The organism is Blastococcus sp. CT_GayMR19 (assembly GCF_004570385.1).
Lineage (GTDB): Bacteria > Actinomycetota > Actinomycetes > Mycobacteriales > Geodermatophilaceae > Blastococcus_B.
This window is the reverse complement of record NZ_SPQL01000002.1, coordinates 123062-146719: the sequence shown is the minus strand read 5'-3', so window position 1 is coordinate 146719 and position 23658 is coordinate 123062. Positions and strand designations below refer to the sequence as shown.

Sequence of the window (23658 nt, the reverse complement as noted above, 5' to 3'; positions counted from 1 at the left end):
TGGAACACCGGTAACAGCTACATTGACAACTGATACATGGAACGAGTGATGTGCGCCCCGTGGCTGCCGGAAGATCGCCCGGACCTGCATGCAGATGCTCCTGCGCACCGGCGGGAAGGCGTTCGTGGCGGCCGGAGCCCCGCCGGAGCAGCTCGAGCGGGTGCGGACGACGGTCGCGCGGCTCCAGCCCGCTGCGGCGCAGGCGGTGCCGGCCGCGTTCCGGACGGAGATGGCCGCGGCGGTCGAAGGAGCGGTGGAGACGCTGCTCAGTCGGCTCGAGGAGGAGGAATCTGCTCGCCCCCGGGGACCAGGTCCACGTCCTCCCCGCCGGCGGCCGCTTCCTCCCGCGCGCTGAGCCGCCGGTCCCGCACGACCGCGCCGACGACCAGCGCGACCAGGAGCGCCGCGGGCACGAAGAACCCGACCGTCCCCAGGATGCTCAGCCCGTCCATCGCGACGACGTCCATCGCGTGCTGGTCCACGGCGCCGGTCACCGAGTCATGTGACCCCGCCAGCTGACACGGTGTCAACCGAGCTCAGTCCCCGGACCGCCCCTCGCGCCAGTAGCCCATGAACGCGATCGAGCCCCGGTCCAGGCCCAGCTCCCGCACGAGCCGGCGGCGCAGTGCCGTGACGACCCCGGCCTCCCCGGCGAGCCAGGCGTAGAGGCTCGCGTCGGAACTCTCCGCCGGCACGTCCCACAGCACGTCGGCGTCGTCCTCCGGTGGGGCTTCGCCCGGTGCGGACCGTCGGGGGAGATCGCGGACCGCCGCGACGACCGCGGCGGTGAGGAGGGCGCCCCGTGCCGCGGCCGCCGGCCGGCGCGGCAGCCAGGTCACCTCCACGCCGTCCCGTGCCACCAGGGGGAGGACGTCGCCGGCCTCGGGGACCTCCAGCAGCACCCGGGCCGGGCGGCCGGCCGGCAACGCCTCGACGATCGCGCAGACGGCGGGCACCGCGGTCTCGTCCCCGGCGATCAGCAGGCAGGCCGCATCGGCGGGCGGACGCCATTCGAAGCCGCCGGTCGGACCGGGGAAGGCGGCGTTCGGGCCGATCAGCACCACCTCGTCGCCGGTGGCCGCGGACTCCGCCCACGCGGACGCCGGTCCGGTCGCACCGTGCAGCACGAAGTCGACGTCGATCTCCCGGAGCTCCGGGCGGGCCGCGCGCACGGTGTAGGTGCGCATCGGGTTGCGGTGGGCCACCGGCAGTGCGCGCCACTCCGCGTACCAGTCCTCGCCGCGGGGGCAGTCGCACAGGCCGCGCTCCGCGGTGGGCAGCAGCACCTTGATCCGCTGGTCCCAGCCGTTGGGCGCCAGGTCGCCGAACGCCGGTCCGGTGAGGGTGACGCGCAGGAAGCTGGGCGTCAGGCGCTGCACGCGCGTCACCTCGGCCGCGAAGGGGCGGTACGCCGGGATCGGCGGTGCTGCGAGCGTCATGTCGTCTCTCCGGGGACCAGGGGTACTGAAGGTTGCCTTAGTTAGGTTAGCCTTCCCTCGCTTTGTGGGGCATCGGGCTCCGCGCGACGGTCGAGGAGAACCCCATGCGAGTTCGTGCCCCCCTGACGCTGCTGGCGGCGGTCCCGCTCGCCCTGGGGGTGCTGTCCGGCTGCGGTTCGGCGGCGGGTGAGGCGGAGACCGCCTCCGGCGGCGGCGCGACGGACGGCGCGTTCCCCGTCTCCATCGAGCACGCGTTCGGCACCACGACGATCGAGGAGGAGCCCGAACGGGTCGTCGTCCTGGGCTGGTCCGCGCAGGACACCCCTTACGCCCTCGGCGTCACACCGGTGGGGATGCCGTCCTACTCCTACGGCGGCGGCGACGACGGTTTGCTGCCGTGGAACGAGGAGGACTTCGACCCGGCCGCGACCACCCTGCTCGACAACACCGACGGTCCGCCGCTGGAGGCGATCGCCGCACTGCGGCCCGACGTCATCCTGGCGCCGTACGACGGGTTCGAGGCCGCGGTGTACGAGGACCTCAGCGGCATCGCGCCGACGGTCGCCTATCCCGGCGAGCCGTGGACGACGCCGTGGCGGGAGCAGACCCGCATGATCGGCCAGGCGCTGGGGCGCACGGCGGACGCCGAGCGGCTGATCACCGAGACGGACGCGCGGGTGGGCGCGATCGCCGCCGAGCACCCGGAGTTCGAAGGGCTCACCTTCGCCTACACGAGCATGGGCGCCGAGTCCCTGTACCTGTACCTGCCCACGGACCCGCGGGTGCAGCTGATCGAGGACCTCGGCTTCACCGTCGCGCCGAGCGTCGAGGAGCTCGGCGCGGACAGCGGGAGCACCTTCTACGCCCAGCTCTCGCTGGAGCGGGCCGCGGACATCGACTCCGACGTGATCGTCGGCTTCGCCGACGGGCTCTCGGCCGAGGAGGTCGCGGCGCTGCCCGTGTACGCCGGGGTCCCGGCGCTCGAGCGCGACGCCGCGGTGCTCATCGACGACGAGGGCTTCGGCGCCGCGGTCAGCTCGGTCAGCGTCCTGTCCATCCCCTACGTGCTCGAGCAGCTCGTCGACGCACTCGCCGTAGCGGCCCAGAAGGCCTCGTCCTGACCGTGGCGACCCCGCCCGCGCCGATCCGCGCGCGGGCGGGGGAGCCGACCCGGTCCCGGGGGCGGCGCGCCCGTCTCGTCGGAGGCGTGCTCGCCCTGATCGCGGTGCTGGCGGCGGTGGCCGCGCTCGGGCTGGCCGTCGGCGCCCGGGCGATCCCGATCGAGGCGGTGTGGAGCGCGCTGTTCTCGCCCCTGGGCAGCGACGAGGACGTGATCATCCGGACCCTCCGGCTGCCGCGCACACTGCTGGGCGTCGTCGTCGGCACCGCCCTGGGCGTGGCCGGCGCCCTGATGCAGGGGCACACCCGCAACCCCCTGGCCGACCCCGGCCTGCTGGGGGTCAGCGCCGGGGCGGCGTTCGCCGTCTGCCTGGCCGTGTTCGCCTTCGGCATCCAGTCCGTGGCGGGCTCCGTGTGGTTCGCCCTCGCCGGCGCCCTGGTGGCCAGCGTCGTCGTCTTCCTGCTCGGCACGCTCGGGGAGGGCGGTGGCAGCCCGGTCACGCTCGCGCTGGCCGGTGCCGCGGTGACCGCCTTCCTCGGCGCGATGACCAGCGCACTGGTCCTGGCCGACCAGAGCACCCTCGACGTCTTCCGGTTCTGGGCGGTCGGCTCGCTGGTCGGCCGGGGCGAGGGCGCGCTTCTCCAGATCCTGCCGTTCGTGGCCGCCGGTCTGGTCCTCGCGCTGGTGAACGGGCCCGCGCTCAACGGCCTCCAGCTCGGGGAGGACGTCGCCCGCGGCCTGGGCCTGCGCATCGGACTGGCCCGGGCGACCGGGGTGGCCGCCCTGACGCTGCTGACGGGGGCCGCGGTCGCGGTCACCGGGCCGATCGCCTTCGTCGGCCTCGTCGTTCCGCACGTCGCCCGCACGATCACCGGTCCCGACCACCGGTGGCTGCTGCCCTATGCCGGACTGATCGGGGCGATCCTGCTCGTCGGCGCCGACGTCCTCGGCCGGGTCCTCGCCCGCCCGGGAGAGCTGCCGGTGGGTCTCGTCCTGGCCTTCGTGGGCGCCCCGTTCTTCATCGCGCTGGTCCGGCGCCGACGGCTGGTGACCCTGTGAGCGCCGTGGCCGGCCTCTCCGGCCGCAGGGCCCTCCGGGTGGGACCGCTGTCGGCGGTGTGGCGGCCGCGTGCCGTCGTCGTGCCGCTCGTGCTCGTGGGGGCGCTCGTCCTGCTCGTCGCCGTGGACGTGGGCCGCGGCGACTTCCCGCTCAGCCCGCCCGAGGTGCTCCGGATCCTCCTCGGCGGCGGGACCGACGCCGACCGGTTCGTCGTGTGGGAGCTGCGGTTCCCGCGGGCGCTCACCGCCGTCCTCGTGGGCCTGGCGTTCGGCATGGCAGGCGCGATCCTGCAGTCGCTCGCGCGGAACCCGCTGGCCAGCCCGGACATGCTGGGGATCACCGCAGGGGCGAGCGCCGGCGCGGTGGCGCTGCTCGTCCTCGGTGGCGGGGCGCTCGGTGGCCTGCTCGCCCTGGTGGGGCTGCCGATGGCCGCCCTGGCCGGTGGGCTGTCGACCGGGCTCGCGATCCACCTGCTGGCCTGGCGCCGGGGCACGACCGGCTTCCGGCTGGTCCTCGTCGGGGTCGCGATGGCCGCGCTGCTGACCTCGCTCACCTCGTACCTGCTGATCCTCGCGGACATCACCGAGGCGACGCGCGCGACGGTGTGGCTGACCGGCAGCCTCAACGGTCGCGGCTGGGAACACGTCGTCCCCGTTGCACTCGTGGTGGCAGCGGGTGCGGCCGCGACCGTCGTCACCGGCCCCACCCTCGCGGCACTCCGGCTCGGGGAGGACAGCGCTCGGGCCCTCGGAGTCCGCGTGCATCGCGGCCAGGTCCTCCTGCTCGCGACGACGGTGACCCTGGCCTCGGTTGCCGTCGCCGCGGCCGGCCCGATCCCGTTCGTCGCGCTGATCGCTCCCCAGGTCGCGCTGCGGCTGATGCGCTCGGGGGGCCCGCCGGTGCTGGTCGGCGGGCTGACCGGGGCCGTGCTGGTCGTGGGCAGCGATGTCGTCTCCCGGACCGTGCTGCCGGTCGACCTCCCGGTGGGCGTGCTCACAGCGGCCATCGGCGCCCCCTATCTCATCCACCTGCTGATCCGGCGCTCCCGGAGGGACGACGCATGACGACGACATCGGCGACAGCCGCACGACGGGCCCCCGCGGTGCCCCCACCGCCGCCCCCGCCCGCCCGGCTGAGCGCCCGGGACGTGACGCTCGGCTACGGCGACACCGTCGTGGTCGAGCGCCTCGACCTCGACGTGCTCGACGGTGCCGTGACGGCGGTCATCGGACCCAACGGGTGCGGCAAGTCGACCCTGCTGCGCGCGCTCGGCCGCCTGCTGCGTCCCCGCTCCGGCGAGGTGCTCCTGGACGGCCGGCGCATCGACCGGCTGCCCACGCGCGAGGTCGCCCGGGCGCTCGGCCTGCTGCTGCAGACGCCGGTGGCACCCGAGGGGCTGACCGTCGCCGACCTGATCGCACGGGGCCGGCATCCGCACCAGGCCTGGTTCCGGCAGTGGTCCCGGGACGACGAGGCGGTGGTGGTGGAGGCGATGGCGTCGACCGGGGTGCTGGAGCTGGGAGACCGCCCGGTCGACTCCCTGTCCGGCGGGCAGCGGCAGCGCGCCTGGATCGCGATGGCCCTGGCCCAGGGCACCGACCTGCTGCTGCTGGACGAGCCGACGACGCACCTGGACCTGGCCCACGCCGTCGACGTGCTCGACCTCGTCGACCGGCTGAACGCCGAGCGCGGGCAGACCGTCGTGATGGTGCTGCACGACCTGAACCTGGCCGCCCGCTACGCCGACCGGCTGGTCGCGATGAAGGCCGGCCGGATCGTGGCGCAGGGCCCTCCGCGGGACGTGCTCACCCCCGCGCTGCTCGAGGAGGTGTTCGGCCTGCGGGCCGTCGTCCTGCCCGACCCGGTGTCCCGCGGGGTGCTCGTGGTCCCGATCGGGACCCGATCCGGAGCCGGGGCGCAGCCCCGGACCGTTTCCACCAGAGGAGAAGAGTGAGGAACCCCGTCGTCCGCGCCCGCCTGGGCGCGACCACCCTCGTCGCGGCGGTCACGCTGGCGCTGACCGCCTGTGGCGGAGCCGCGGAGCAGGCGGCGCCCAGCGAGGCCGGCGCCTCGTCCGACGCGTCGTTCCCCAGAACGGTCGAGCACGCCATGGGCAGCACCGAGATCCCCGCCCGGCCCGAGCGGATCGTCGTCCTGGACACCGGTGAGCTGGACTCGGCGCTGTCGCTCGGCGTTCCCCCGGCCGGGGCGGTGACCACCGACGTGTCCTCCGGCTTCCTCAGCTACCTCGCCGAGGGTGCCGCCGGTGTCGAGGAGGTCGGCACCATCGGCGAGCCCAACCTCGAGGCGATCGCAGCGCTCGAGCCCGACCTCATCCTCTCCAACAAGGTGCGCCACGAGGACCTGTACGGCACGTTGTCCCGCATCGCGCCGACGGTCTTCGCCGAGAAGGTCGGGGCGGTGTGGAAGGACAACTTCCGGCTCGCCGCCGAGGCGCTCGGGCTCGAGGAGCAGGCGGAATCGGCGCTCGAGGAGTACGGGCGGGACGCCGCGGCGCTGGGGGAGTCGATCGGCGACCCGGCCGGGACGACGGTCAGCGCCCTGCGCTTCGTCGAGGGGTCGATCCGCGTGTACACGCCGGCGTCCTTCATCGGCACGGTGCTCGGCGACATCGGGCTGGACCAGCTGGAGCTGCCCACCGCGGAGGTGCCGACCTTCGCCCAGCTCAGCGCGGAGGAGCTGACGCGCGCGGACGCCGACATCGTCCTGTACTCCTCGTACGGCCCGGTGGCGGAGTCGGGCGAGGCGACGGCGCTCGCCGGTCCGCTGTGGCCGCGGCTCGGAGCCGTGCGGGCCGACCGCGCGTTCGCGGTGGAGGACGACGTGTTCTTCACCGGCATCGGGCTGACCGCCGCGACGCTGATGATCGAGGATCTCCAGGCGCAGCTGGCCGGCTGATCGAGGCCGCAGCGCACGCGAGGGCCGTCTCCCGAATCCGGGAGACGGCCCTCGTCGCGTTCTGCCGGGCTGTGCCCGACCCGTCAGGGAGCCTCGCCCGCGGAGATCTGCGTGGCCAGGTACTGGGGGAGGCCGACCCGCTCGATGGCGCCGAGCTGGGCCTCGAACCAGTCGGCGTGCTTCTCCTCGTCCCGGACCATCTCGTCGAAGACCGAGGCCGTGCCGTGGTCGCCGAGCTCGCGGCACTCACGGGCCGCGGCGTTGAACTGGGCGACGGCGGCCTTCTCGCTGTCGAGCGCGAGCACCAGCATCTCCTCCGCCGTCTCACCGACCCGGATGGCGCCGAGCCGCTGCACGTTGGGGTGGCCGTCGAACAGCAGCACCCGCTGGATCAGGGCGTCGGCGTCCTTCATCTCGTCGATGGAGAGGTCGTAGAAGACCTTGCCGAGCTTCGGCAGCCCCCTCGCGTCGAGCATGCGGGCGTTGAGGAAGTAGCCGTTGGTCACGGTGAGCTCGAAGGTCAACGCCTCGTTGAGGAGTTCGACCACGCGGGGGCTAACGGGTTGCACTGACGACTCCCAGATCTCGCTCGGCCATGACCGGGCAATGCTGGCACACGAGGTCGCGCAGCGAGCTGATGCAGTTTCCGCAGGTACGCCCGGCACCCGTCTGGCGCGCGACGTCGGCGACGCAACGGGCACCGTTGGCGATCGCCTCGAGCACATGGCTGTCGGTCACCACGGCGCAGTGGCACACGTACATCGTCGATCGCCTTTCCCCGGAGCCGGCGGTGCTGCACCAGCCGGACCGCTGGGCACTGGGAGCAGGTTAGCCTGGCCTAAGTCTGGACGCCAGACCGCGGGCAGGAAATCCGGGCCGCACGCCGGGCGGCGTCGTCACCTAGGTTCGGTCCATGTCCGAGCCCACCTCGCCCGACCTCGCCGCCCGCGCCCGCGCCCTCCTGGACCTGCACACCGCACCGGAGATCCTGGTCCTGGCCAATGTCTGGGACGTGGTCTCCGCCCAGGTCGTCGCCGGCACCGACGGCGTGCGCGCGCTGGCCACCGCGAGCCACTCCATCGCCTCGACGTTCGGCTTCGAGGACGGCGAGAACATCCCGCTCAACCTGCACCTGGACATGGTCGGGCTGATCGTGGCGGCCGTGGACCTGCCGGTGACCATGGACTTCGAAGCCGGTTACGGAGATCCGGGGGAGACCGCCCGCCGTGCGATCGACATCGGCGTGGTGGGCGGCAACCTCGAGGACCAGATGAAGCCGCTCGAGGAGGCGGTCGCCGCGGTCGAGGCCGTCCTGCGCGCCGGCCGGGACGCCGGCATCGACTTCGTGCTCAACGCCCGCACCGACGCCTTCGTCCGTGCCGAGCCCGGTACGGACCGGAGTGAGCTCGTCGCCGAGGCGATCCGCCGGGGCCGGGCGTTCGTCGAGGCCGGCGCCCCCGTCGTCTTCGTGCCGGGCGTCGTCGCCCGGGACGAGATCGAGGCGCTCGTGGACGCCCTCGGGCCGCAGAAGCTCAGCGTGATCAGCGTGCCCGGCAAGTCGCTGCCGGCGCGCGAGCTGGAGGCGCTCGGCGTCGCCCGGGTCTCGACCGGACCGTTCACCCAGCGGGTCGCGCTCACCGCGCTCCAGGACGCGACGGCCGAGCTCGTGGCCGGCGGCGTCCTCCCGGAGAGCACCCGCGCCCTGAACTGAACCCACCCCTCCGAGGGAGGAACGAGCTCCCTCCTCGGCTCAAGCTGCGGCCTCCGCCTGCCGATCACCCGTTCAGGTGACGGAAGGACTGCCTTCCGCGCCGTAGCGCGCATGCATGAGGAGGAGAGGACGTTGCCGGGTCAGACCGTGCTCGTCGTCGAGGACACCGACGAGATCCGTGAGCTCGTCGTCACGGTGCTCACCAAGGCCGGGATGGACGTCCGCGCCGTCGCGTCGGGTGCCGCCTGCATGGAGGAGCTGCGCCGTTCGGTCCCCGACGTCGTCGTCCTCGACCTCGGCCTGCCGGACGCCGACGGCACCGAGATCTGCCGCCAGATCCGCGCCGAGACCCAGTGCTACGTGCTCATGCTCACCGCCCGCGCCGAGGAGGTCGACCTCCTGATCGGCCTCGCCGTCGGCGCCGACGGATACATGGCCAAGCCGTTCTCGCCGCGCGAGCTGGTGGCGCGCGTCCAGGCGATGCTGCGCTTCCCGCGACCGGTCTCGGTCACCGCTGCCGTCACCCCCGAGGAGTCGGTCCGCCGGCTCGCCGAGCTGGAGGTCGACGAGGAGAGCCGCGAGGTGCGGGTGGACGGCTCGATCGTCGACCTGACCCGCACCGAGTTCGACCTGCTGGCCGCGCTGGCCTCCCGGCCGGGACGCGTGCTGCAGCGGGAGACGCTCCTGCGCGAGGTCTGGCAGACCGACTGGGAGGGCAACCTCCGGCTGGTCGAGGCCCACATGTCCAACCTGCGCCGCAAGCTCGTGGCGGCCGGGTTGAACTCCCCGGAGATCCGTACCGTGCGCGGGGTCGGCTACCGGCTGGTCGCGGCCTGACCTGTCAGTGAGCGGCGTCCGCCATGGGCGCTCGCACTGAGCGCCACGAGCTGCATCAGGCGCGCGTGGGCCAGGACGCCCCGGTTGGCCTCGGCGGCGATCGTGGTGCAGATCCAGGCGACCTCGGCCTGGCCCACCTCTGAGCTCGCCCCGGCCAGGGCGCGGGCGGCGGTCACGACGGCCGCCGAGTCCCCCTGCTGGGCGCCGGCCGTGATCGCCGACAGACGCAGCGGCAGCTGGCTGACGTACCTCTCCTTCGCCTGGTCCAGGCGCTCGGCGTCGACCCGCAGCGGAGCCGGCTCGACCGGTCGGACCGCCTGAGCGGTGCCCTGCGGGACCCCTCGTCCGGTGACGGCGTGCATGACGTCGAGGAACTCGCGGGGGTCGATCGGTTTGGCCAGGCAGGCCAGCGCACCGGCGGCCGCGGCGTACTCGCGCACCTCACGGGTGACGTGCGTGGCCACGACGACCGAGCGGGCGCGGCAGCCCTCGTTGCGGAGGCGGTGCAGCAGGGCAGCGCCGTTGCCCCCGCGCATCACGATGTCGGTGACCACCAGGTCGGGGTCCACCTCCTCGGCCGTCCTCAGCGCCGCCTCGATGCCGACCGCCTGGTGGACCTCCCAGCCGCCGAGCTTCAGCAGCGTGGCCACGCGCCTCCGCGCGCCGGGCGAGTCGTCGACGACGAGGGCGGTCAGCACGACGTGATCCCGGTGAGAACGGACTGTGCCGTCCACGTCGTGCCGCTCAGCGTCGTCACAGAGATCCGCGGGTTGTTGCCGCGCACGTCGCTGGGGTCCACGAAGATCTCGTCGGTCCGCCCGATGGTGGCCAGCGTGTAGGCCGGCCCGCCGGCCGGGTGGACGGTGATCCGGTAACCGGTGGCGCGCAGGAACGTGCTCTCCTGCCACTCGACCTTGACGTCGGTCACGGTCGACGTGCTGGCCTGGGTCAGCGGGTCGACCGTCGTCGTGCAGATGCTCTTGGCCTCGAGCTGAGTCGGCGGCGTGATCGTGGCGGTGCCGACCGGGGTGGTGACCTTGACGGTCTCGGAGAAGGTGGCCGAGGCAGGGGCGATCGCGCCGATCAGCGCGGCGACGGTGAGCCCGATGAGGGTCAGGGCGCGTCGGGAAGTGCTCATGCTCGGTCTCCTTTCTCCTGGACGTCGGGTCGCGCGGTGCTGGGTCAGGCGTTGGTGAGCTGCCGGAGTTCGGCGAGCCGCGAGTGGGCCACCACGCCCCGGCGGGCGTCCCGGGCGATCGCCTGGCAGAGCGACGCGACCTCCCGGTAGCCGAGCTGGCCGCTGGTGCCGGCGAGGGTGAAGGCGGCCGAGGCCACGGCCACCGGGTCCCCGGACCGCGCACCGGAGGCGATGGCGGTCAGGCGGCCGGGCAGCGTCGCCACGTAGATCTCCTGGAGGCGCTCGTCGAGATCGGCGTCGATGTCCTGCTCGTGCAGGTCGTCGATCTCGCGGATGTCGGCCAGGTTGTGATCCTGCGCAGCCAGCCCCGTGGTCCGGCTGCGCAGGAAGCTGAGGAGGAGCCGGGGGTCGACCGGCTTCGGGAGGCAGGCCAGAGCCCCTGCGGCGGCGGCCTCGGCGCGAAGGACCTCCGAGGGGTCGGTCACGACGAGCAGGAAGCGGGCCCGGGAGCCGACTCCGCGGAGCCGGCGGAAGAGCGAGGGCGCCTGCATGCGCGAGGTCGAGGCGTCGATGACGATCAGGTCGGGCTCGAGGAGCGCCGCCTGGCGGAGCGCGTTCTCGGGGCCGGCGGCCTGGACCACGTCCCAGCCGCCCAGCGTCAGCAGGTCGGTGAGCCGCCAGCGGCCCTCGGGCTCGTCGTCGACGACGAGGGCGGTCAGCACCGGAACTGTCCCGTCTTGGCCGACTCCGTGAACCAGCCGTAGTCGGTCACGGTGGTGACGGAGTACTCGACGGTGAAGGCCGTCACGTAGTACATACCGATCTGAGCGCTCCAGCTCGTTGCGCTCGGGCCGAGCTCGACGGTCTGGACGAAGCCGTCACTGAAGTAGACCTTCACGCGGTACCCGGAGATCCGGGGAGTCGTGCTGGCCTTCCAGGTCGCGCCCATGGTCGCGGTCGTCCCGGTCGGGGCGTTGCACTTGAGGGTGCCGACCACGGACGTGGGGGCCTCGACCCGGGTGGTCTTGATCTCGGTCGCGACGGCGGCGCTGTCGCCGAAGGTCGCGGAGGCGGGGATGACGCTGCCGATCAGCACGGCCATGGTGAGGCCGATGATGACGGGCAGGCGGCGGATGGCGGTCATGCTCGGACCTCCTCTTCCTGCTTGCGGGGGCGCCAGATGGACAGGAGCAGCCAGCCGGCGACGAGCGCCGGGGCTCCGTAGACGAGGGCGGTGGCGACGGCGGGGGTGCGGAGCGCGTGGATCACGTGCCCGATCTCCGGGACGACCGCGCGGACCTCGTAGGCGGTGTCGCCTGCGAGCGTCGCCTTCCAGGGGTCGATCGACTCGTTCGCGTCGCCCTTGGTCTGCACGGTGACGCTGCCGTCCGTGCCCTGCTCCACCGACATGACGCGGTGGGTGACGAGCTGGTGCTCGCCGATCGGGATGTGGTAGGTGATCACCATTCCCTCGGTCACGTCCGTGACCGCCAGCGGCGTCACGATCGTGACGTCGCCCGGGTCGATGGCCGGCGACATGCTCGCGGTGAGCATCGTCATCGTCCGGTAGCCCAGGACGTGCGGGCCGACGGCCAGTCCGGCGAATGCCACGACCGCCACCACCACGATCCCGCGGACGACCCAGGGGAGGGCACGCGCCAGGAACCGGCGGGTGGGGCCTGCCCAGCGGCGGGCCGCGAGAAGGAGGTCGGATCCCGGGGGCAGCTGGGCTGCCCCCGGGCGGACGACCTGCAGGAGGGAGGTCATGACGGATTCTCCGGAGCCTTGTCAGCCGGCGATCAGCGGGCGGTGCCGGTGCGCTGGGCCGCCGTGAAGGTCAGGCTCAGCGACGCGCTCTTGTTCTGGAAGGTGTTGTCCGCGGAGGCGGGCAGCGCGACCGTGAACACGAGGTTGTCGACGCCGCCGGCCGCGAGGCTGGCGGGGTTGACCAGGGCCGCGTTGTTGGCGGCCGGGCCCGAGACGATGGAGCGCTCGGTGCCGGAGCAGGCGTAGGTGGGCGCGGTGGGGGTGCCGCCCTGGGTCCAGGCCACCGAGCAGCCCTTGATGCTCAGCTGCAGGCCGTTGACCACGTCCGTGGTGAGCACGCTGGCCGGCGAGGTGACGGAGGAGGTGACGGTCACGGAGCCGAGGGCGGAGCCGCCGTCGTTGATCAGGTTGACCGCGCGGCTCATCGAGTCGCCGGGCACGAAGCCGGTGGTGGTGACGGGGACGGCGACGGCGCCGCCGGGCTGGGCCAGGTTGATCGAGAGGGTGCCGGTGTCGACCGTGGTGTTCATCAGCGTGGTGCTGTCGGTGAAGTTTCCGTAGGTGCCGAGGCCGGCGACGGCGGCAGCCGTGCCGAGGATGGCGAGGGAACCGACGAGCTTGCGGGTGGTGCTGCGCTCGACGAGCGGGGCGTTGGTGGTCATGTCCTGCGTCTCCTGTGTCCGATCCGGTCATCGGGTGTTCCCGGTGACAAGAACGACTGTGGAGGCGCAACCGCAGGTGACCCGCCAGCGATCCGCAAGGCTTCCGCAAGAACATTGCGGCCCTCCGGACCGCACCGCGGCTGGGTCGTGGCGAGTGGGCCCCGGAGGGGTCCGCGCAGCCGCGACGAAGCGGCTCAGCGCACCAGCGGAAGGCTCGCACGCCCGGCGGATGGGTCGTGGCGAGTCGGCAGCGCCGCGGAGCGTCGTGGACCTGTCGTGGGCCCGAAGGGTCCCGGCAGGGATGCGAGCAGGGGCTCAACGCCCCTGGGACGGCACGTGGCCGCGGTGTCGTCCGGAGGACGACAGTGTCATGGACAGTGTCATCGCGGCAGCGTCAGGGTGAAGGTGGTGCCCTGCCCCTCGGCGCTGACCACGTCGAGCGTGCCGCCGTGCGCGGTGGTGATCGCCTTGGTGATGGTCAACCCCAGGCCCACGCCGGGCACGGCGTTGCGCTGCGCGGTGGACGCGCGGAAGAAGCGGGTGAACAGCTTGCCCTGCTCTCCGGCGGGGATGCCCATGCCGGTGTCCTGCACCGACAGCTGGGCCACGGGCACCGCGCCCGGGCGTTCGGCGGCGGTGACGGCACCGTCCGGCGTCTGCCACACCTCGCGCAGCGCCAGGGTGACCCGGCCGCCGGACGGCGTGAACTTCACCGCGTTGGAGACGAGGTTGTCGCAGGCCTGCCCGAGGCGGACGGCGTCCCCGGCGACGACCAGGCCGCCGGCGGGCACCTCGACGCCGACCTCTACCCCGGCGGCATCCGCGGTGACCCGGATCGTCTCCTCCGCCGCGCGGACCACGCCCGCGAGGTCGACGTCCTCGGGCTGGAGCGTGAACCGGCCCGCCTCGACCTGGGCGGTGAACAGCAGGTCGCCGACGAGCCGCTGCAGCCGGTGGGCGTTGCGCTCGACCGTCGTCAGGTACTTCCGCTGTTCGGCCGACAGCGTCTCGTCCTCGTCGTCCAGGACGAGTTCGAGGTACCCCAGGATGGAGCTCAGCGGGGTGCGCAGCTCGTGGCTGATCAGGCTCACGAACTGGTCCTTCATCTTCTCGTTGGCGCGCGCCTCGGTCATGTCCGTGCCGACGAAGTTCCAGCCGGCGTGGACGCCGCGGTCATCGGTCCGGGGGGTGACCGCCACGGCCACCGTCCGGCGCCCGCCGTCCGCGGCCAGGTAGGTCCAGTCGCGCACGTCGCTGCCCCGCTCCTGGGCGGCGTGCACGAGCGCGGCCAGCCCTGGCGCCGTCCCGACGTCCTCGGCGACGGACTCGAGTTCCTCGGGGACGTGGAACTCCACGATCGAGCGCTTGCGGACGACGTCCACCCGGGGCAGGCCGAGCATCTTCTCCGCGCCCGGGTTCCACACCCGGATCACGCCGTCCTTGTCCGTGCCGATGATCGACTGCTCGGTCACGGCGTCGATGACGCTGGTCATGGTCTGCGCGCGTGCGGCGAGCATGCGGGTGGCGAGGTCGAGCTCGTCGGCACGGGCCTGCACCGCGGTGGCCAGGGCGGTCCGTTCCTCCTGCAGCCGGGCGATGGTGGCGGCCTGGGCGCCGAGACGGCGGGTCGTCTCGTGGACCAGCACGGGCACGGGGGCCAGGAGCATGGTGGCCGGGGCCCCTGTCCCGGCGTACAGCAGTCCGCCCGTCGCGATCATCGTCGCGGCCCACGGGAGCAGGCGTCCGCGGACAGACCCCCGCACGCCGGCCGCGGTCAGCTGCCGGACCCGCTGCCGGGGCGCGGACCGGTCCAGGACGGCGGTGGTCATGCCGGCTGTCCGGTGGTGAGGGCCCGGACCTGCCGGACAAGCGCGGCCACGCCGAACGGCTTGGGCAGATAGGCGTCCGCCCCCGCGGCCAGACCGCGGGCGATGTCCTCGGACGACGCGCCCGCGGAGAGCAGCAGGATGCGGAGACCGGCGGTGGCGGGATCGCTGCGCAGGGCCTCGCAGACCTGGAGCCCGGTGGCCCCGGGCATGGAGACATCGAGGACGACGAGGTCGGGAAGCTCCGCCCGCGCGGCGGCCAGCGCCTCGGCGCCGTCGCCCAGTGAACGGACGACGGTGCAGCCGGCCTTGGCGACGGCGAGGCAGACGAGGTCGCGGATGTCGTCCTCGTCGTCGGCCACCAGGACGCGGACGGTGTCGGGGGTCGACGGATCGACGAGCGCACGCCCGGCGTCGTCCACGGTGACTCCCGTCGATCAGGGGCTCCGGGAACGGGTCCCGGAGCTCTTCCCTGACGACAACGGCCTGGTGGCCGGGCCCCTGCAGCCCATGGCGGGGGCCCTCACCCCAACAGGTGAGGGGGCGGACACAGCACTGCGCCCCGCCGGGAGATCCCGGCGGGGCGCAGTCGAGCGGTGCGGGTCAGCAGACCCGCGGAGTCAGGAGGTGGTCGCCTGGCTCTGGACGTTCGTCTTGGCCTGCTTGGCCTTGCCCTGCACGTCCGCCGCGGCGGACTTGCCCTCTTCGGTCACCGTCGTGACGGCGTCCTGCGCGGTGGCCTTGACCGACTCGGCGGCCTGCTGGGCGGCCGGCTTCAGCTGCTCGCCGACCTCCTGCGCGGCCTGCTTGGCGGGCTCGAGAAGCGCGTCCTTGTTCTCGCGGATCGCGGTCTCGGCCTGCTGGGCGAGCTGCTTCTCCTTCTCCGAGGCCGGCAGGATGCTCGAGACGAGCCAGCCGACACCGAAGGCGATGAGACCGGCGGCCAGGGGGTTGCCCTGGGTCTGCCGGACGATCGTGTCCGGCGCCTGCTGCACCGCGGTGGCCGCCGAGGAGGCCGCGTCCTGCACGGTCCCCGCTGCGCTGGAAGCGGCGCTCTGCACCGATCCCGCTGCGCTCGAAGCGGCGCCCTGCACCGATCCCGCGGCGTTGGAGGCAACGCCCTGGGCGTGGTAGCTGGTGTTCTGAGCGGAACCCATCACCTTCTCCTTGAGGTTGGTCATCCTGCCCTTGGCCGCGGTCACCCGACGGTCCATGACGCGGGCGGGGTTGACCTTCTCGTTGAGGGCGTCGACGTCGTAGCTGAGCTCGCGTCGGGTGTCCTCGATCTGGCGCCGGATGACGTCCGGGTCACTACTGGTCATGTCTGCGACTCCTCGGTCAGTTGGGCTTGAGGGCGTTGGGCACCTGGGAAAGGGTCTCCACGGTGCGCTCGGGCTTCGGGTTGACTTCCTTGAACTTCTTCTTGCCCATCGAGAAGGCGACGGCGCCGACGATCCCCCAGAGGACCGCGACGATCAGCGCCGACCAGCTGTGGCCCACCAGGTGCGAGAGGGCCCACCAGAGCGCGATGGACAGGAACATCAGCACCATGTAGCCGGCGAAGCCGGCGGCGCCGAACAGTCCAGCTCCCGTTCCGGCCTTCTTCGCCTCGGCCTTGACCTCCACCTTGGCCAGCTCGAGCTCCTGGCGCATGAGGGTGGAGAGGTCCTTGGCGACCTCGCCCATCAGCTGACCGACCGAGACGCCCTCGACGTCAGGACGCCCGGCCTCGGTGGTCGGGGTGCCCACGTTGCCGCTGTAGTCAGCCGCGTAGTTCTGCGGGTTCGGGTCGGCGTAGCCCGACGGGTCCGCCCCCGCCGCGGTGGCGCCGGTGTACGGGGAGCTCATCGGTCAGCCCACCCCACCGGGACGGCGAGCCGGGTCGTCCCAGCCGGCGGGGGTGGTCGGCGGGACCACGCTGCCGGCGGGGGGCACGGTGCCGTAGGGAGGCGGGGGGAGCGGGGCGCCACCGGTGGCGGTGCCGGCTGCTCCGTACGACGAGGTGGTCGCCGCGGTGCCCGAGTAGTCGGAGTAGGTCGGCGCCGGGTCGACGTAGTTGTATCCGGTGCCGGTACGGCCCGCCGCTCCGTAGGCCGAGGGGCCCGATTCGGTGTGCGCGGCCTTCACGCCGCTGGTCAGCCGGCCGGCGAGCACGCCCGCGGCCGCCGCGCCGAGCAGGAAGACGCCCGGCTTGCGGCGGGCGAAGCTGCGCACCTCGTCGAGCAGCTCGGCCGGCTCACGGTTCTGCAGCTTGTCGGCGAACTGCTCGATGAAGCTCGACGCCTGCTGGAGCAGGTCGGCGGCGGGGCCGGGCGCGCCCTGGGCGGTGCCGTCGGCCATGCCGCGCAGCTGCTGCGCGAGGCCGGTCAGGCCCTCGGCGGCCTTCTGCTGCTGCGAGACGACCTGACCCTTGACCTGCGTGCGGCTCTGGTCGAGCAGATCCTTGGCCTGACGCTGCGTCTCCTGGGCGACCTGCTTCGCCTGGTCGGTCGCGGTCGCCGCGACCTGGCTGCCGGCCTGAGCGGCGGTCTGGCCGACGTCCTTGGCCTGGTCCTTGGCGACATCGGTCGTGGACGGGGACGTGGTCCCCGTGGTGGTGGACGGGGACGCGGTCCCCGCCGTGGCACCCGTACCCGTGGTGACGGGGGGCGGGAGTGGGGCATCGATGGAGTGAGTCATCGGTCCTCCTCGGCATGGTTCGTGGTCGGATGAGGCGCTACCCCGGAGCCGTTCCACCACACATGCGCGCACGCCACGGGGCGGTCGAGCAGTGCGGTGAGGGACGGGCGCTTCCGGCCGCTGGTTGGACCGGGAGCCGCGGCTGTCCGCCCGGCGCGTCCTTGCGTCACGGGCGGGCGAGGAGGCCGACGTCCACGCGGGGGGAGCCGCGCGGTCCTGCCTCCTGGGGGAGCACCGCAAGGGTCTGGTACCCCGGTCGCGCACGATCCGAAACGGAACGTCCTGTTCAGCCTGCTCGGCCGCAGTCCGGCGGTCGCCGTCCGGCTCAGCCGACGTCGTCGGTGACGAAGGTGTCGCACTGCGCCGGGTCGCCGGTCTCGTACCCGGTGGTGAACCACAGGCGCCGCTGCTCCGACGAGCCGTGCGTGAACGCGTCCGGGTTGACCTGCCCGCCGCCGAGTTCCCGCTGGATGAAGTCGTCGCCGATCCGGCCGGCGGCGTCCAGTGCCCGGTCGATGTCGTCGGCGTTGATCTCCGTGATGAGCGGCGCGCCCGACTCGTCGGGCACGGTCTCGGCGTGGTTCGCCCACGCGCCGGCGTAGCAGTCCGCCTGCAGCTCGAGCCGCACGGTGCCGCTCGTCGGCCCGGCCTCGCCCGGCGTCACCTGCTGGTTGGTGCCGAGCAGGTTCTGCACGTGGTGCGCGTACTCGTGCGCGATCACGTAGGCGTTGACGAAGAGCCCGCCCTGCGCGCCGAACTGCTGCTGGAGCTGGTCGAAGAAGCTGAGGTCGATGTAGACCAGGGAGTCGCCCGGGCAGTAGAAGGGCCCCGACCCGCTGGACGCCCCACCGCAGGCGGTCTGGACCTGGCCCTGGAAGAACACCGTGTCGGTCGGCTGGTAGCGGTCGCCGAGGACACCGGTCCAGTAGTCCTGGATCGACTCGATGTCCGCGGCCACGGCGCAGTCGACCGAGGTGTTGGCGTCGCCGCTGTCCGCGCAGGCCTGCTCGAGCGCGCTGTTGTCGGCCTGCTCGCCCTGGCCCAGGCCGGCGAGCCCGCCGAGGGCCGCACCCCCGTCACCGCCTCCGCCGCCACCCAGCACCTGGATCAGCACGACGACCACGAGGCCGACCAGACCCAGCCCGCCGCCGCCGACGGCCACGCCCCGGCCGCGACCGCCGCCGCCGAGACCGCCGAAGCCGCCTCCGCCGCGCCCACGGCGGTCCTGCACGTTCGACAGGTCGATGTCGCCGCCCTCGCGATACCTCATCCTCGGAAGACCTCCTGGTCGGGTGCCGACATCGTGAACCGAACCTCCACGGAGCCGTGCACCTCCTGTCGGGCCGGCGTGAGGTCGAGGGTGAGCTCGCTGTCCCCGAACGTTCCCACCGCCCCCATCGCCTCCGCGACTCGGAAGCCGCCGCCGGAGAGCCCGGCGTCACTGATCTCCAGCAGGGCGGTCAGCTCCGCGCCGAAGGCCGCGGCGTACTGCCGGGCCCGGTGGACGGCGTCGCGGACGGCGGCCAGCCGGGCCTGCTCGACGGCCGGGCTCTCGGGCCGCAGGCGCCAGGACGGCCCGGAGACGGCGACGTCGTCCAGCCGGCCGAGCGCCACCACCAGGTCGCCGACGGCGTCGAGCCGGGCCACGGTCACCGTCGTGTGCAGCGACGCCACGGGATCCCCGTCCCAGCGGCCGTTCCGTACCTCCCGGTGGACCGACACCCGGGTGGTCTCCACCGTCTCGACGGCGTCGCCGGCCGCCGTCACCACCGCGGTCACCTCGTCCTGACGCGCCCGGCAGCGTTCCAGGGCGGACTGCCGGTCGCGCGCGCGGCCGGTCACGGTCAGTCCGAGCTCGGCGATCTCGGGCTCGACGAGCAGCACCGCCTCGCCGCGGACGACGACCTGCGGCGCGCGGTCCGGCACGTTCATCGGTGGCCTCCTTGCACTCGGCAGGGGACTGTCCCAGACTTCGCGGTCCTCGACGTCCTAGGGTTCTGCGCAACGGACAGAGGGAGAACAAGGCATGGCGGTCTCCAACCGCATCCGCGCCGCTTTCACCACGACGGTGCTCGCCACCGCTGCCACCGGTTTCATGGCCGGCTGCGGCGGGGGTGGCGAGGAGGAGGACGAACAGGTCGCGTACTGCACCGACGAGAACGGCGAGATCGTCGACGACGACTACTGCGACGACAGCTACAGCGGAGGTGGCGGGGGGCTGTTCTTCCTCTACGTCGGCGGCTTCGGCCGCGGGCTCCCCGTGGGCTCCCGGCTGCCCTCCGGCGGTACCCGGATCGACCCCCGCGACTCCTCCGCCCGCCAGGCCGCAGGACTGCCGGGCAGCGGGAAGGTCACCGGCGGCACCCGGGTCAGCGGCGGGATCGGCAGCGGCGTCGGCGGCCGCTCGGGCACCGGCGCCGGTAGCTAGTGGCCCGTTGAGGCGCGTCGAGAGCGGGATCGTCCGGCCGGGCTGGGAAGCCGAGATCGAGTCCCAGGGCCTGGTCTACAACCGCACGGAGGTGCCGGGCGGCGAGGTGCGCAGCTACTGGCGCGAGGGGCCGTTCTACGACTTCTCCATGGCCGAGATCCAGCGGCTGGAGACCTCGGTGGCGCAGCTGTTCTCCATGTGCGAGGCGGCCGGTGACCACATGATCGAGCACGAGCTGTTCGACCGGATGCGCATCCCGCCGATCGCTCGGCCGCAGATCCGCCGCACCTGGGAGGCCGAGCCGCCCAGCGTCTACGGCCGCTTCGACCTGCGCTACGACGGCGAGGGCCCGCCCAAGCTGCTGGAGTTCAACGCCGACACCCCGACCGGACTGGTCGAGTCGGCGGTCACCCAGTGGAACTGGCATCTGTTCACCGGGCAGGGCGCCGACCAGTGGAACGCCCTGCACGACAAGCTCGTGGCCGCGTGGCAGCGCAACCTGCTCAAGTGGGAGCGCCGGACCGGGCTCCGGCCGCGGGTGCACCTGGCGTGGACCAACGAGGAGACCTCCGGCGAGGACCGGATGACCGTCGCCTACCTGATGGACACCGTGGTGCAGGCGGGCTACGAGGCGGTCGAGCTGGTGGTCGAGGACATCGTGCTGGACGACGGCGACGGCCGGTTCTACGACCCGCAGGGCCGCCACCTCGACGTCGTCTTCAAGCTCTATCCCTGGGAGTGGCTGATCGAGGACGAGTTCGGCGCCGCCGTCCTCGCTGACAGTGCACGCCCCGGGGGAACCACCTGGGTGGAGCCCGCCTACAAGATGCTGTGGAGCACCAAGGCGCTGCTGCCCGTGCTCTGGCAGCTGTTCGGCACCGACCCGGTGCTCGGTGAGCTGCTGCTGCCGGCGTACTTCGCGGACGAGGCGCCGTCGAGCTGGCGGGAGTACGTGCGCAAGCCGCTGTGGGGCCGCGAGGGCGCCAACGTGGCGATCGTCCGCGACGGCGCGGTGGCGGTCGAGATGCCCGGCCGCTACGGCACCGAGGGTTTCGTCGTCCAGGAGTTCGCCCCGCTGCCGGACTTCCCCGGGGTCGACGGTCCGCATCATCCGGTGCTGGGCGCGTGGGTGGTGGACGGCGAGCCGGCGGGGCTCGGCATCCGGGAGAGCGACGGGCTGATCACCGACAACCTCAGCTACTTCGTGCCGCACACGATCGACTACGTCGCTCCGCGCGCACCCGGCCGCTGACCCACCTAGGTTCGGTACATGCCGCTGGAGGGTGAGTACGAGCCGAGCTCGGCGCAGTGGGTCCGCGATCAGGTCGAGCGCTACGAGGCGACCGACGGGCGCGAGGCGAACACCCTGCGGGACACGGGCCTGCCCATCATCATCATCAGCACGCGCGGGGCGAAGAGCGGCAAGGTCCGCAAGCAGGGCCTCATGCGCGTGGAGCACGACGGCGTCTACGCGATGGTCGGCTCGCAGGGTGGCGCCCCCACCGACCCCGGCTGGGTGCACAACCTCCGTGCTCATCCGGACCAGGTGACCGTGCAGGACGGCCCGGATCCCTGGGACGGCGCGGCCCGCGAGATCACCGGCGAGGAGAAGGCAGTGTGGTGGGAGCGGGCGGTCGCCGCCTACCCGCCGTACGCCGAGTACCAGGAGAAGACCGACCGCGAGATCCCCGTCTTCCTGGTGGAACGCCGCTAGGTTCTCCGCCCGGGAGCAACCTCCGCCCGCCCTCGCGCGTCTTGCGTGCAGAGGGCGGCACGTGGCCACCCGGTCGCATCGAGGGGCGGACGCGGTGCTCATGGCGCCCAGCGCGGGGAGGACGGGGTTGGTGGACCGGCCGACCGCGGAGTGGGACGGCGCCCTGCTCGGCCTGTACGAGTCGCAGCGGCCCGGGCTGGTGCGCCTCGCCGTCCTCCTCGTCGACGACCGGGCGGCGGCGGAGGACGTGGTGCAGGACGCGTTCCTCGCCCTCCAGCGCCGCTGGCACGCCGTCGACCCGTCGGCCGCCGCCGGATACCTGCGGACGTCGGTGGTCAACGGAGCCCGTTCGGTGCTCCGGCGCCGCGGCGTGGCACGGCGGCACCTGCGGGTGGCCGAGCCCGACGAGGGGCCAGCGGCGGACCTGGCGCTGCTGCTCGACGAGGAGCACCGGGAGGTCGTCGAGGCGCTGCGGACGCTGCCCCGGCGCCAGCGGGAGGTCCTCGTGCTCCGGTACTGGTCGGAGCTGAGCGAGGCGGAGATCGCCACGACGCTCGGGATCGCCCGCGGAACGGTGAAGTCGAGTGCGTCCCGTGGGCTGTCGGCGCTGGAGCAACGCCTCGGGGGTCGGCCATGACGGGGAACCGGGAGCTGCAGGACGTCGAGGCGCGCCTGCGGGCCTCGCTGCACGCCTACGCCGAGGTGGTGGAGACGGCCCCGGGACGGCGTCCTGTGGCGGACCGATCCGCGCGGTCGAGCGCCCGACGGTGGCGGACACCGGCCCTGGTCGCGGCAGCGGTGGCCGCCGTCACCGCCGCTGTGCTCCTCCTGTCCGGCCCGCTGTCCGCCCCGGACCCGATCGCCGCGCCCGCCACGAGCACGGCCGAGGGCGACCTCGAAGCCGCCACGGACGGGCGAGGGTCCTCCGGCGACGACGTGGGGGCGGCGGCGGCCGGGCCGGCGGACGTGCTGACCGTGCCGCAGGACGCGGCGGCCGGGGACTCGTACCCCTTCGACCTGTACACGCACTGCGGGATCCTCGGTGCCGATGTCGGGGGCGTCTGGTTCGCCGCCGATCCCCCGCTCGTCGAGGAGTCCGGCCCGCCGGCGGGCTGGGGCGATCCGTACCAGCGCGGCACGCTGACCCTGGAGTCGGCCGACGAGGCGGTGTTCCGCGACGACGCCGGGCACGAGCTCCGGCTGCGCGCGGCAGGTGAGTCGGAGCGCCCACCGCCCTGCGACTGAGCGCTACGCCAGGCCGGCGGCGAGCTGTGGGACGGCCGCGGCCACCTCCGGGGCGAACTCGGTGAACGGCGTCGCCGTGACGGTCCGCCCGGCGCCTCGTCCGGCCCAGGCCCAGGTCCCGACGATCCGGCCGTCGCTCACCACCGTCGGCCGGAACACGCCGTTGCCGCCCGGGACGATGCGGTCGGCGAAGGCCGGGTCGAGCACGGCGCTGCGGTCGCCGTAGCCCAGCACGAACTCGTCGAAGCCCGGGAGCAGGAAGGTGCCGCGGGCCTCCTCGCGGCAGGCGGCGAGCACGTCGGGGGTCTCCGGATCGAGGAAGTACTCGACGCCGTCGACCTCGAGCCGCGCCAACCCCGGCAGGGCGGCGGCGAGCCCGCTGCGTGCCTCCGTGACGCGCAGGCCGGCCCAGCGCGCCAGATCCTTGACGGTGGCCGGCCCGTGCCCCCGGAAGAAGCGGCCGGCCAGCTCGGCGAGAGCCTCCTCGGCCTCCAGCTGCCTCGGGCCGGGCAGCCACTCGTCCATCAGCACGAAGGACTGCTCGCCGTCCGCCATCGGTCCGAGGCAGAGGGTGGCGGTCTGCGACAGGTACCAGAGCAGGTGGTAGCCGCGCTGTCCGGAGATCTCGACGCCGCCGGCGGCGAGTGCGGCCAGCAGCTCCTTCCGCTGCAGCCGCCTGCCGCCGGTGAGCGCGTCGACGGCGAGCAGCCGGGCCCGCTCGATGCTGTCGTCGGTGATGCCCAGCTGGGCGCGTCGCGCGGGGGCGCCGGCGAGCACCCGCGGACCCAGCAACCCGATCAGCCACGGCAGATCCTCGGCCGCCACGAGGTGCAGGGTGCCGCGCATCGGCCACGACCGGACGACCTCACCGGCGTCGAGCGCGGCTTCGACGTCGGTACGGGTGCCCTCCGCAGTCCGCAGGGCGACCGACAGCAGCGCACCCGGCAGGTCCTGCCCCTGGACGGCGACCAGCCGGCGCACCGCCTCCGCCGGAGTCTTCGGCCGCGGCCCGGCGATCCGCTGCGCCGCCAGCCGCAGCAGGGCCACCTCGTGCAGCGTGCTCATGGGTCCACCGTCCCAGGCGGGTACGACGATCGCGGAACCGCTGCCATGC

At 73.3% G+C, this 23658-nt stretch carries 29 protein-coding genes; 12 read left to right on the top strand and 17 right to left on the bottom strand.

What is annotated here, in order from left to right:
* Positions 1 to 266: 266 nt before the first annotated feature.
* A complete protein-coding gene (locus E4P39_RS22125) occupies positions 267 to 494 on the bottom strand; it encodes a hypothetical protein (protein WP_167761547.1) in 228 nt (75 codons plus the stop codon).
* 42 nt (positions 495 to 536) lie between these two features.
* On the bottom strand, positions 537 to 1439 hold the full coding sequence (locus E4P39_RS03355; RefSeq protein WP_135134979.1) for a siderophore-interacting protein: 903 nt from the start codon (positions 1437 to 1439) through the stop codon (positions 537 to 539).
* Between the two features lie 104 nt (positions 1440 to 1543).
* Here E4P39_RS03355 and E4P39_RS03350 point away from each other — a divergent pair, with 104 nt between their 5' ends.
* The 5 genes from E4P39_RS03350 (at position 1544) to E4P39_RS03330 (ending at position 6537) form a co-directional block, all read left to right on the top strand.
* Positions 1544 to 2560 (top strand): iron-siderophore ABC transporter substrate-binding protein, encoded by a 1017-nt coding sequence (locus E4P39_RS03350; RefSeq protein WP_135134978.1) that lies wholly within the window; start codon positions 1544 to 1546, stop codon positions 2558 to 2560.
* 86 nt (positions 2561 to 2646) lie between these two features.
* Positions 2647 to 3618, top strand: a complete 972-nt coding sequence (locus E4P39_RS03345) for an iron ABC transporter permease (RefSeq protein ID WP_245159604.1) — start codon at positions 2647 to 2649, stop codon at positions 3616 to 3618.
* Positions 3615 to 4682 carry an iron chelate uptake ABC transporter family permease subunit gene (locus E4P39_RS03340; RefSeq protein WP_135134977.1) on the top strand — a complete coding sequence of 356 codons (1068 nt, stop codon included), beginning with the start codon at positions 3615 to 3617 and terminating at the stop codon, positions 4680 to 4682. Before E4P39_RS03345 ends, E4P39_RS03340 begins: the two co-directional genes overlap by 4 nt.
* The gene (locus tag E4P39_RS03335) at positions 4679 to 5572 is read left to right on the top strand and encodes an ABC transporter ATP-binding protein (protein WP_135134976.1); all 894 of its coding nucleotides are present in this window, start codon (positions 4679 to 4681) and stop codon (positions 5570 to 5572) included. Before E4P39_RS03340 ends, E4P39_RS03335 begins: the two co-directional genes overlap by 4 nt.
* Positions 5569 to 6537 (top strand): iron-siderophore ABC transporter substrate-binding protein, encoded by a 969-nt coding sequence (locus E4P39_RS03330; RefSeq protein ID WP_135134975.1) that lies wholly within the window; start codon positions 5569 to 5571, stop codon positions 6535 to 6537. Before E4P39_RS03335 ends, E4P39_RS03330 begins: the two co-directional genes overlap by 4 nt.
* Before the next feature lie 83 nt (positions 6538 to 6620).
* Here E4P39_RS03330 and bfr read toward each other — a convergent pair whose 3' ends face one another.
* On the bottom strand, positions 6621 to 7106 hold the full coding sequence (gene bfr / locus E4P39_RS03325; protein WP_135134974.1) for a bacterioferritin: 486 nt from the start codon (positions 7104 to 7106) through the stop codon (positions 6621 to 6623).
* 344 nt (positions 7107 to 7450) lie between these two features.
* On the opposite strand from bfr, the gene E4P39_RS03315 reads away from it, so the two are divergent.
* Both E4P39_RS03315 and E4P39_RS03310 read left to right on the top strand, forming a co-directional pair.
* Entirely contained in the window at positions 7451 to 8248 is a 798-nt protein-coding gene (locus tag E4P39_RS03315; RefSeq protein ID WP_135134972.1) for an isocitrate lyase/phosphoenolpyruvate mutase family protein, read from the top strand.
* A 132-nt stretch (positions 8249 to 8380) separates the two neighbouring features.
* On the top strand, positions 8381 to 9085 hold the full coding sequence (locus E4P39_RS03310; protein WP_135134971.1) for a response regulator transcription factor: 705 nt from the start codon (positions 8381 to 8383) through the stop codon (positions 9083 to 9085).
* On the opposite strand, the gene E4P39_RS22120 is transcribed toward E4P39_RS03310, so the two are convergent.
* From E4P39_RS22120 to E4P39_RS03250, 13 genes are all read right to left on the bottom strand, one after another.
* Positions 9064 to 9783, bottom strand: a complete 720-nt coding sequence (locus E4P39_RS22120; RefSeq protein ID WP_167761546.1) for a response regulator — start codon at positions 9781 to 9783, stop codon at positions 9064 to 9066. The genes E4P39_RS03310 and E4P39_RS22120 overlap by 22 nt on opposite strands.
* Positions 9777 to 10223 (bottom strand): hypothetical protein, encoded by a 447-nt coding sequence (locus E4P39_RS22115; protein ID WP_167761545.1) that lies wholly within the window; start codon positions 10221 to 10223, stop codon positions 9777 to 9779. The genes E4P39_RS22120 and E4P39_RS22115 overlap by 7 nt, the downstream gene beginning before the upstream one ends.
* Before the next feature lie 44 nt (positions 10224 to 10267).
* Positions 10268 to 10945 (bottom strand): response regulator, encoded by a 678-nt coding sequence (locus E4P39_RS03300; protein WP_135134969.1) that lies wholly within the window; start codon positions 10943 to 10945, stop codon positions 10268 to 10270.
* A complete protein-coding gene (locus E4P39_RS03295) occupies positions 10939 to 11367 on the bottom strand; it encodes a hypothetical protein (RefSeq protein WP_135134968.1) in 429 nt (142 codons plus the stop codon). Before E4P39_RS03295 ends, E4P39_RS03300 begins: the two co-directional genes overlap by 7 nt.
* Positions 11364 to 11990, bottom strand: coding sequence for a signal peptidase I (locus E4P39_RS03290; RefSeq protein WP_135134967.1), 627 nt, complete (start codon positions 11988 to 11990; stop codon positions 11364 to 11366). The genes E4P39_RS03295 and E4P39_RS03290 overlap by 4 nt, the downstream gene beginning before the upstream one ends.
* Positions 11991 to 12022: 32 nt before the next feature.
* Positions 12023 to 12652, bottom strand: a complete 630-nt coding sequence (locus tag E4P39_RS03285) for a TasA family protein (RefSeq protein ID WP_135134966.1) — start codon at positions 12650 to 12652, stop codon at positions 12023 to 12025.
* 380 nt (positions 12653 to 13032) lie between these two features.
* Positions 13033 to 14481, bottom strand: coding sequence for an ATP-binding protein (locus E4P39_RS03280; RefSeq protein ID WP_135134965.1), 1449 nt, complete (start codon positions 14479 to 14481; stop codon positions 13033 to 13035).
* Positions 14478 to 14900 carry a response regulator gene (locus tag E4P39_RS03275; RefSeq protein ID WP_135134964.1) on the bottom strand — a complete coding sequence of 141 codons (423 nt, stop codon included), beginning with the start codon at positions 14898 to 14900 and terminating at the stop codon, positions 14478 to 14480. Before E4P39_RS03275 ends, E4P39_RS03280 begins: the two co-directional genes overlap by 4 nt.
* Positions 14901 to 15098: 198 nt before the next feature.
* Positions 15099 to 15800 (bottom strand): DUF3618 domain-containing protein, encoded by a 702-nt coding sequence (locus E4P39_RS03270; protein WP_135134963.1) that lies wholly within the window; start codon positions 15798 to 15800, stop codon positions 15099 to 15101.
* A 16-nt stretch (positions 15801 to 15816) separates the two neighbouring features.
* Positions 15817 to 16326, bottom strand: coding sequence for a phage holin family protein (locus tag E4P39_RS03265; protein WP_135134962.1), 510 nt, complete (start codon positions 16324 to 16326; stop codon positions 15817 to 15819).
* A gap of 3 nt (positions 16327 to 16329) precedes the next feature.
* Positions 16330 to 17157, bottom strand: a complete 828-nt coding sequence (locus E4P39_RS03260; RefSeq protein ID WP_135134961.1) for a hypothetical protein — start codon at positions 17155 to 17157, stop codon at positions 16330 to 16332.
* A 325-nt stretch (positions 17158 to 17482) separates the two neighbouring features.
* Positions 17483 to 18427, bottom strand: coding sequence for a neutral zinc metallopeptidase (locus tag E4P39_RS03255; RefSeq protein ID WP_135134960.1), 945 nt, complete (start codon positions 18425 to 18427; stop codon positions 17483 to 17485).
* A complete protein-coding gene (locus E4P39_RS03250; protein WP_135134959.1) occupies positions 18424 to 19089 on the bottom strand; it encodes an SIMPL domain-containing protein in 666 nt (221 codons plus the stop codon). The genes E4P39_RS03255 and E4P39_RS03250 overlap by 4 nt, the downstream gene beginning before the upstream one ends.
* A gap of 94 nt (positions 19090 to 19183) precedes the next feature.
* Here E4P39_RS03250 and E4P39_RS03245 point away from each other — a divergent pair, with 94 nt between their 5' ends.
* The 5 genes from E4P39_RS03245 to E4P39_RS03225 all read left to right on the top strand — a co-directional run bounded on the left by E4P39_RS03245 (position 19184) and on the right by E4P39_RS03225 (position 22544).
* The gene (locus tag E4P39_RS03245) at positions 19184 to 19585 is read left to right on the top strand and encodes a hypothetical protein (RefSeq protein WP_135134958.1); all 402 of its coding nucleotides are present in this window, start codon (positions 19184 to 19186) and stop codon (positions 19583 to 19585) included.
* Between the two features lie 7 nt (positions 19586 to 19592).
* Positions 19593 to 20837: a glutathionylspermidine synthase family protein gene (locus tag E4P39_RS03240; RefSeq protein ID WP_167761544.1), complete on the top strand. Its 1245-nt coding sequence runs from the start codon at positions 19593 to 19595 to the stop codon at positions 20835 to 20837.
* Positions 20838 to 20855: 18 nt separating this feature from the next.
* Complete coding sequence (locus tag E4P39_RS03235; RefSeq protein WP_135134957.1) at positions 20856 to 21299, top strand: nitroreductase family deazaflavin-dependent oxidoreductase; 444 nt, start codon at positions 20856 to 20858, stop codon at positions 21297 to 21299.
* A gap of 130 nt (positions 21300 to 21429) precedes the next feature.
* Positions 21430 to 21936 carry a SigE family RNA polymerase sigma factor gene (locus E4P39_RS03230; protein WP_209306318.1) on the top strand — a complete coding sequence of 169 codons (507 nt, stop codon included), beginning with the start codon at positions 21430 to 21432 and terminating at the stop codon, positions 21934 to 21936.
* The gene (locus tag E4P39_RS03225; RefSeq protein WP_135134956.1) at positions 21933 to 22544 is read left to right on the top strand and encodes a hypothetical protein; all 612 of its coding nucleotides are present in this window, start codon (positions 21933 to 21935) and stop codon (positions 22542 to 22544) included. The genes E4P39_RS03230 and E4P39_RS03225 overlap by 4 nt, the downstream gene beginning before the upstream one ends.
* Positions 22545 to 22547: 3 nt before the next feature.
* Here the strand turns inward: E4P39_RS03225 and E4P39_RS03220 are convergent, their stop codons facing one another.
* Complete coding sequence (locus E4P39_RS03220; RefSeq protein ID WP_135134955.1) at positions 22548 to 23609, bottom strand: winged helix DNA-binding domain-containing protein; 1062 nt, start codon at positions 23607 to 23609, stop codon at positions 22548 to 22550.
* Between the last annotated feature and the right edge of the window lie 49 nt (positions 23610 to 23658).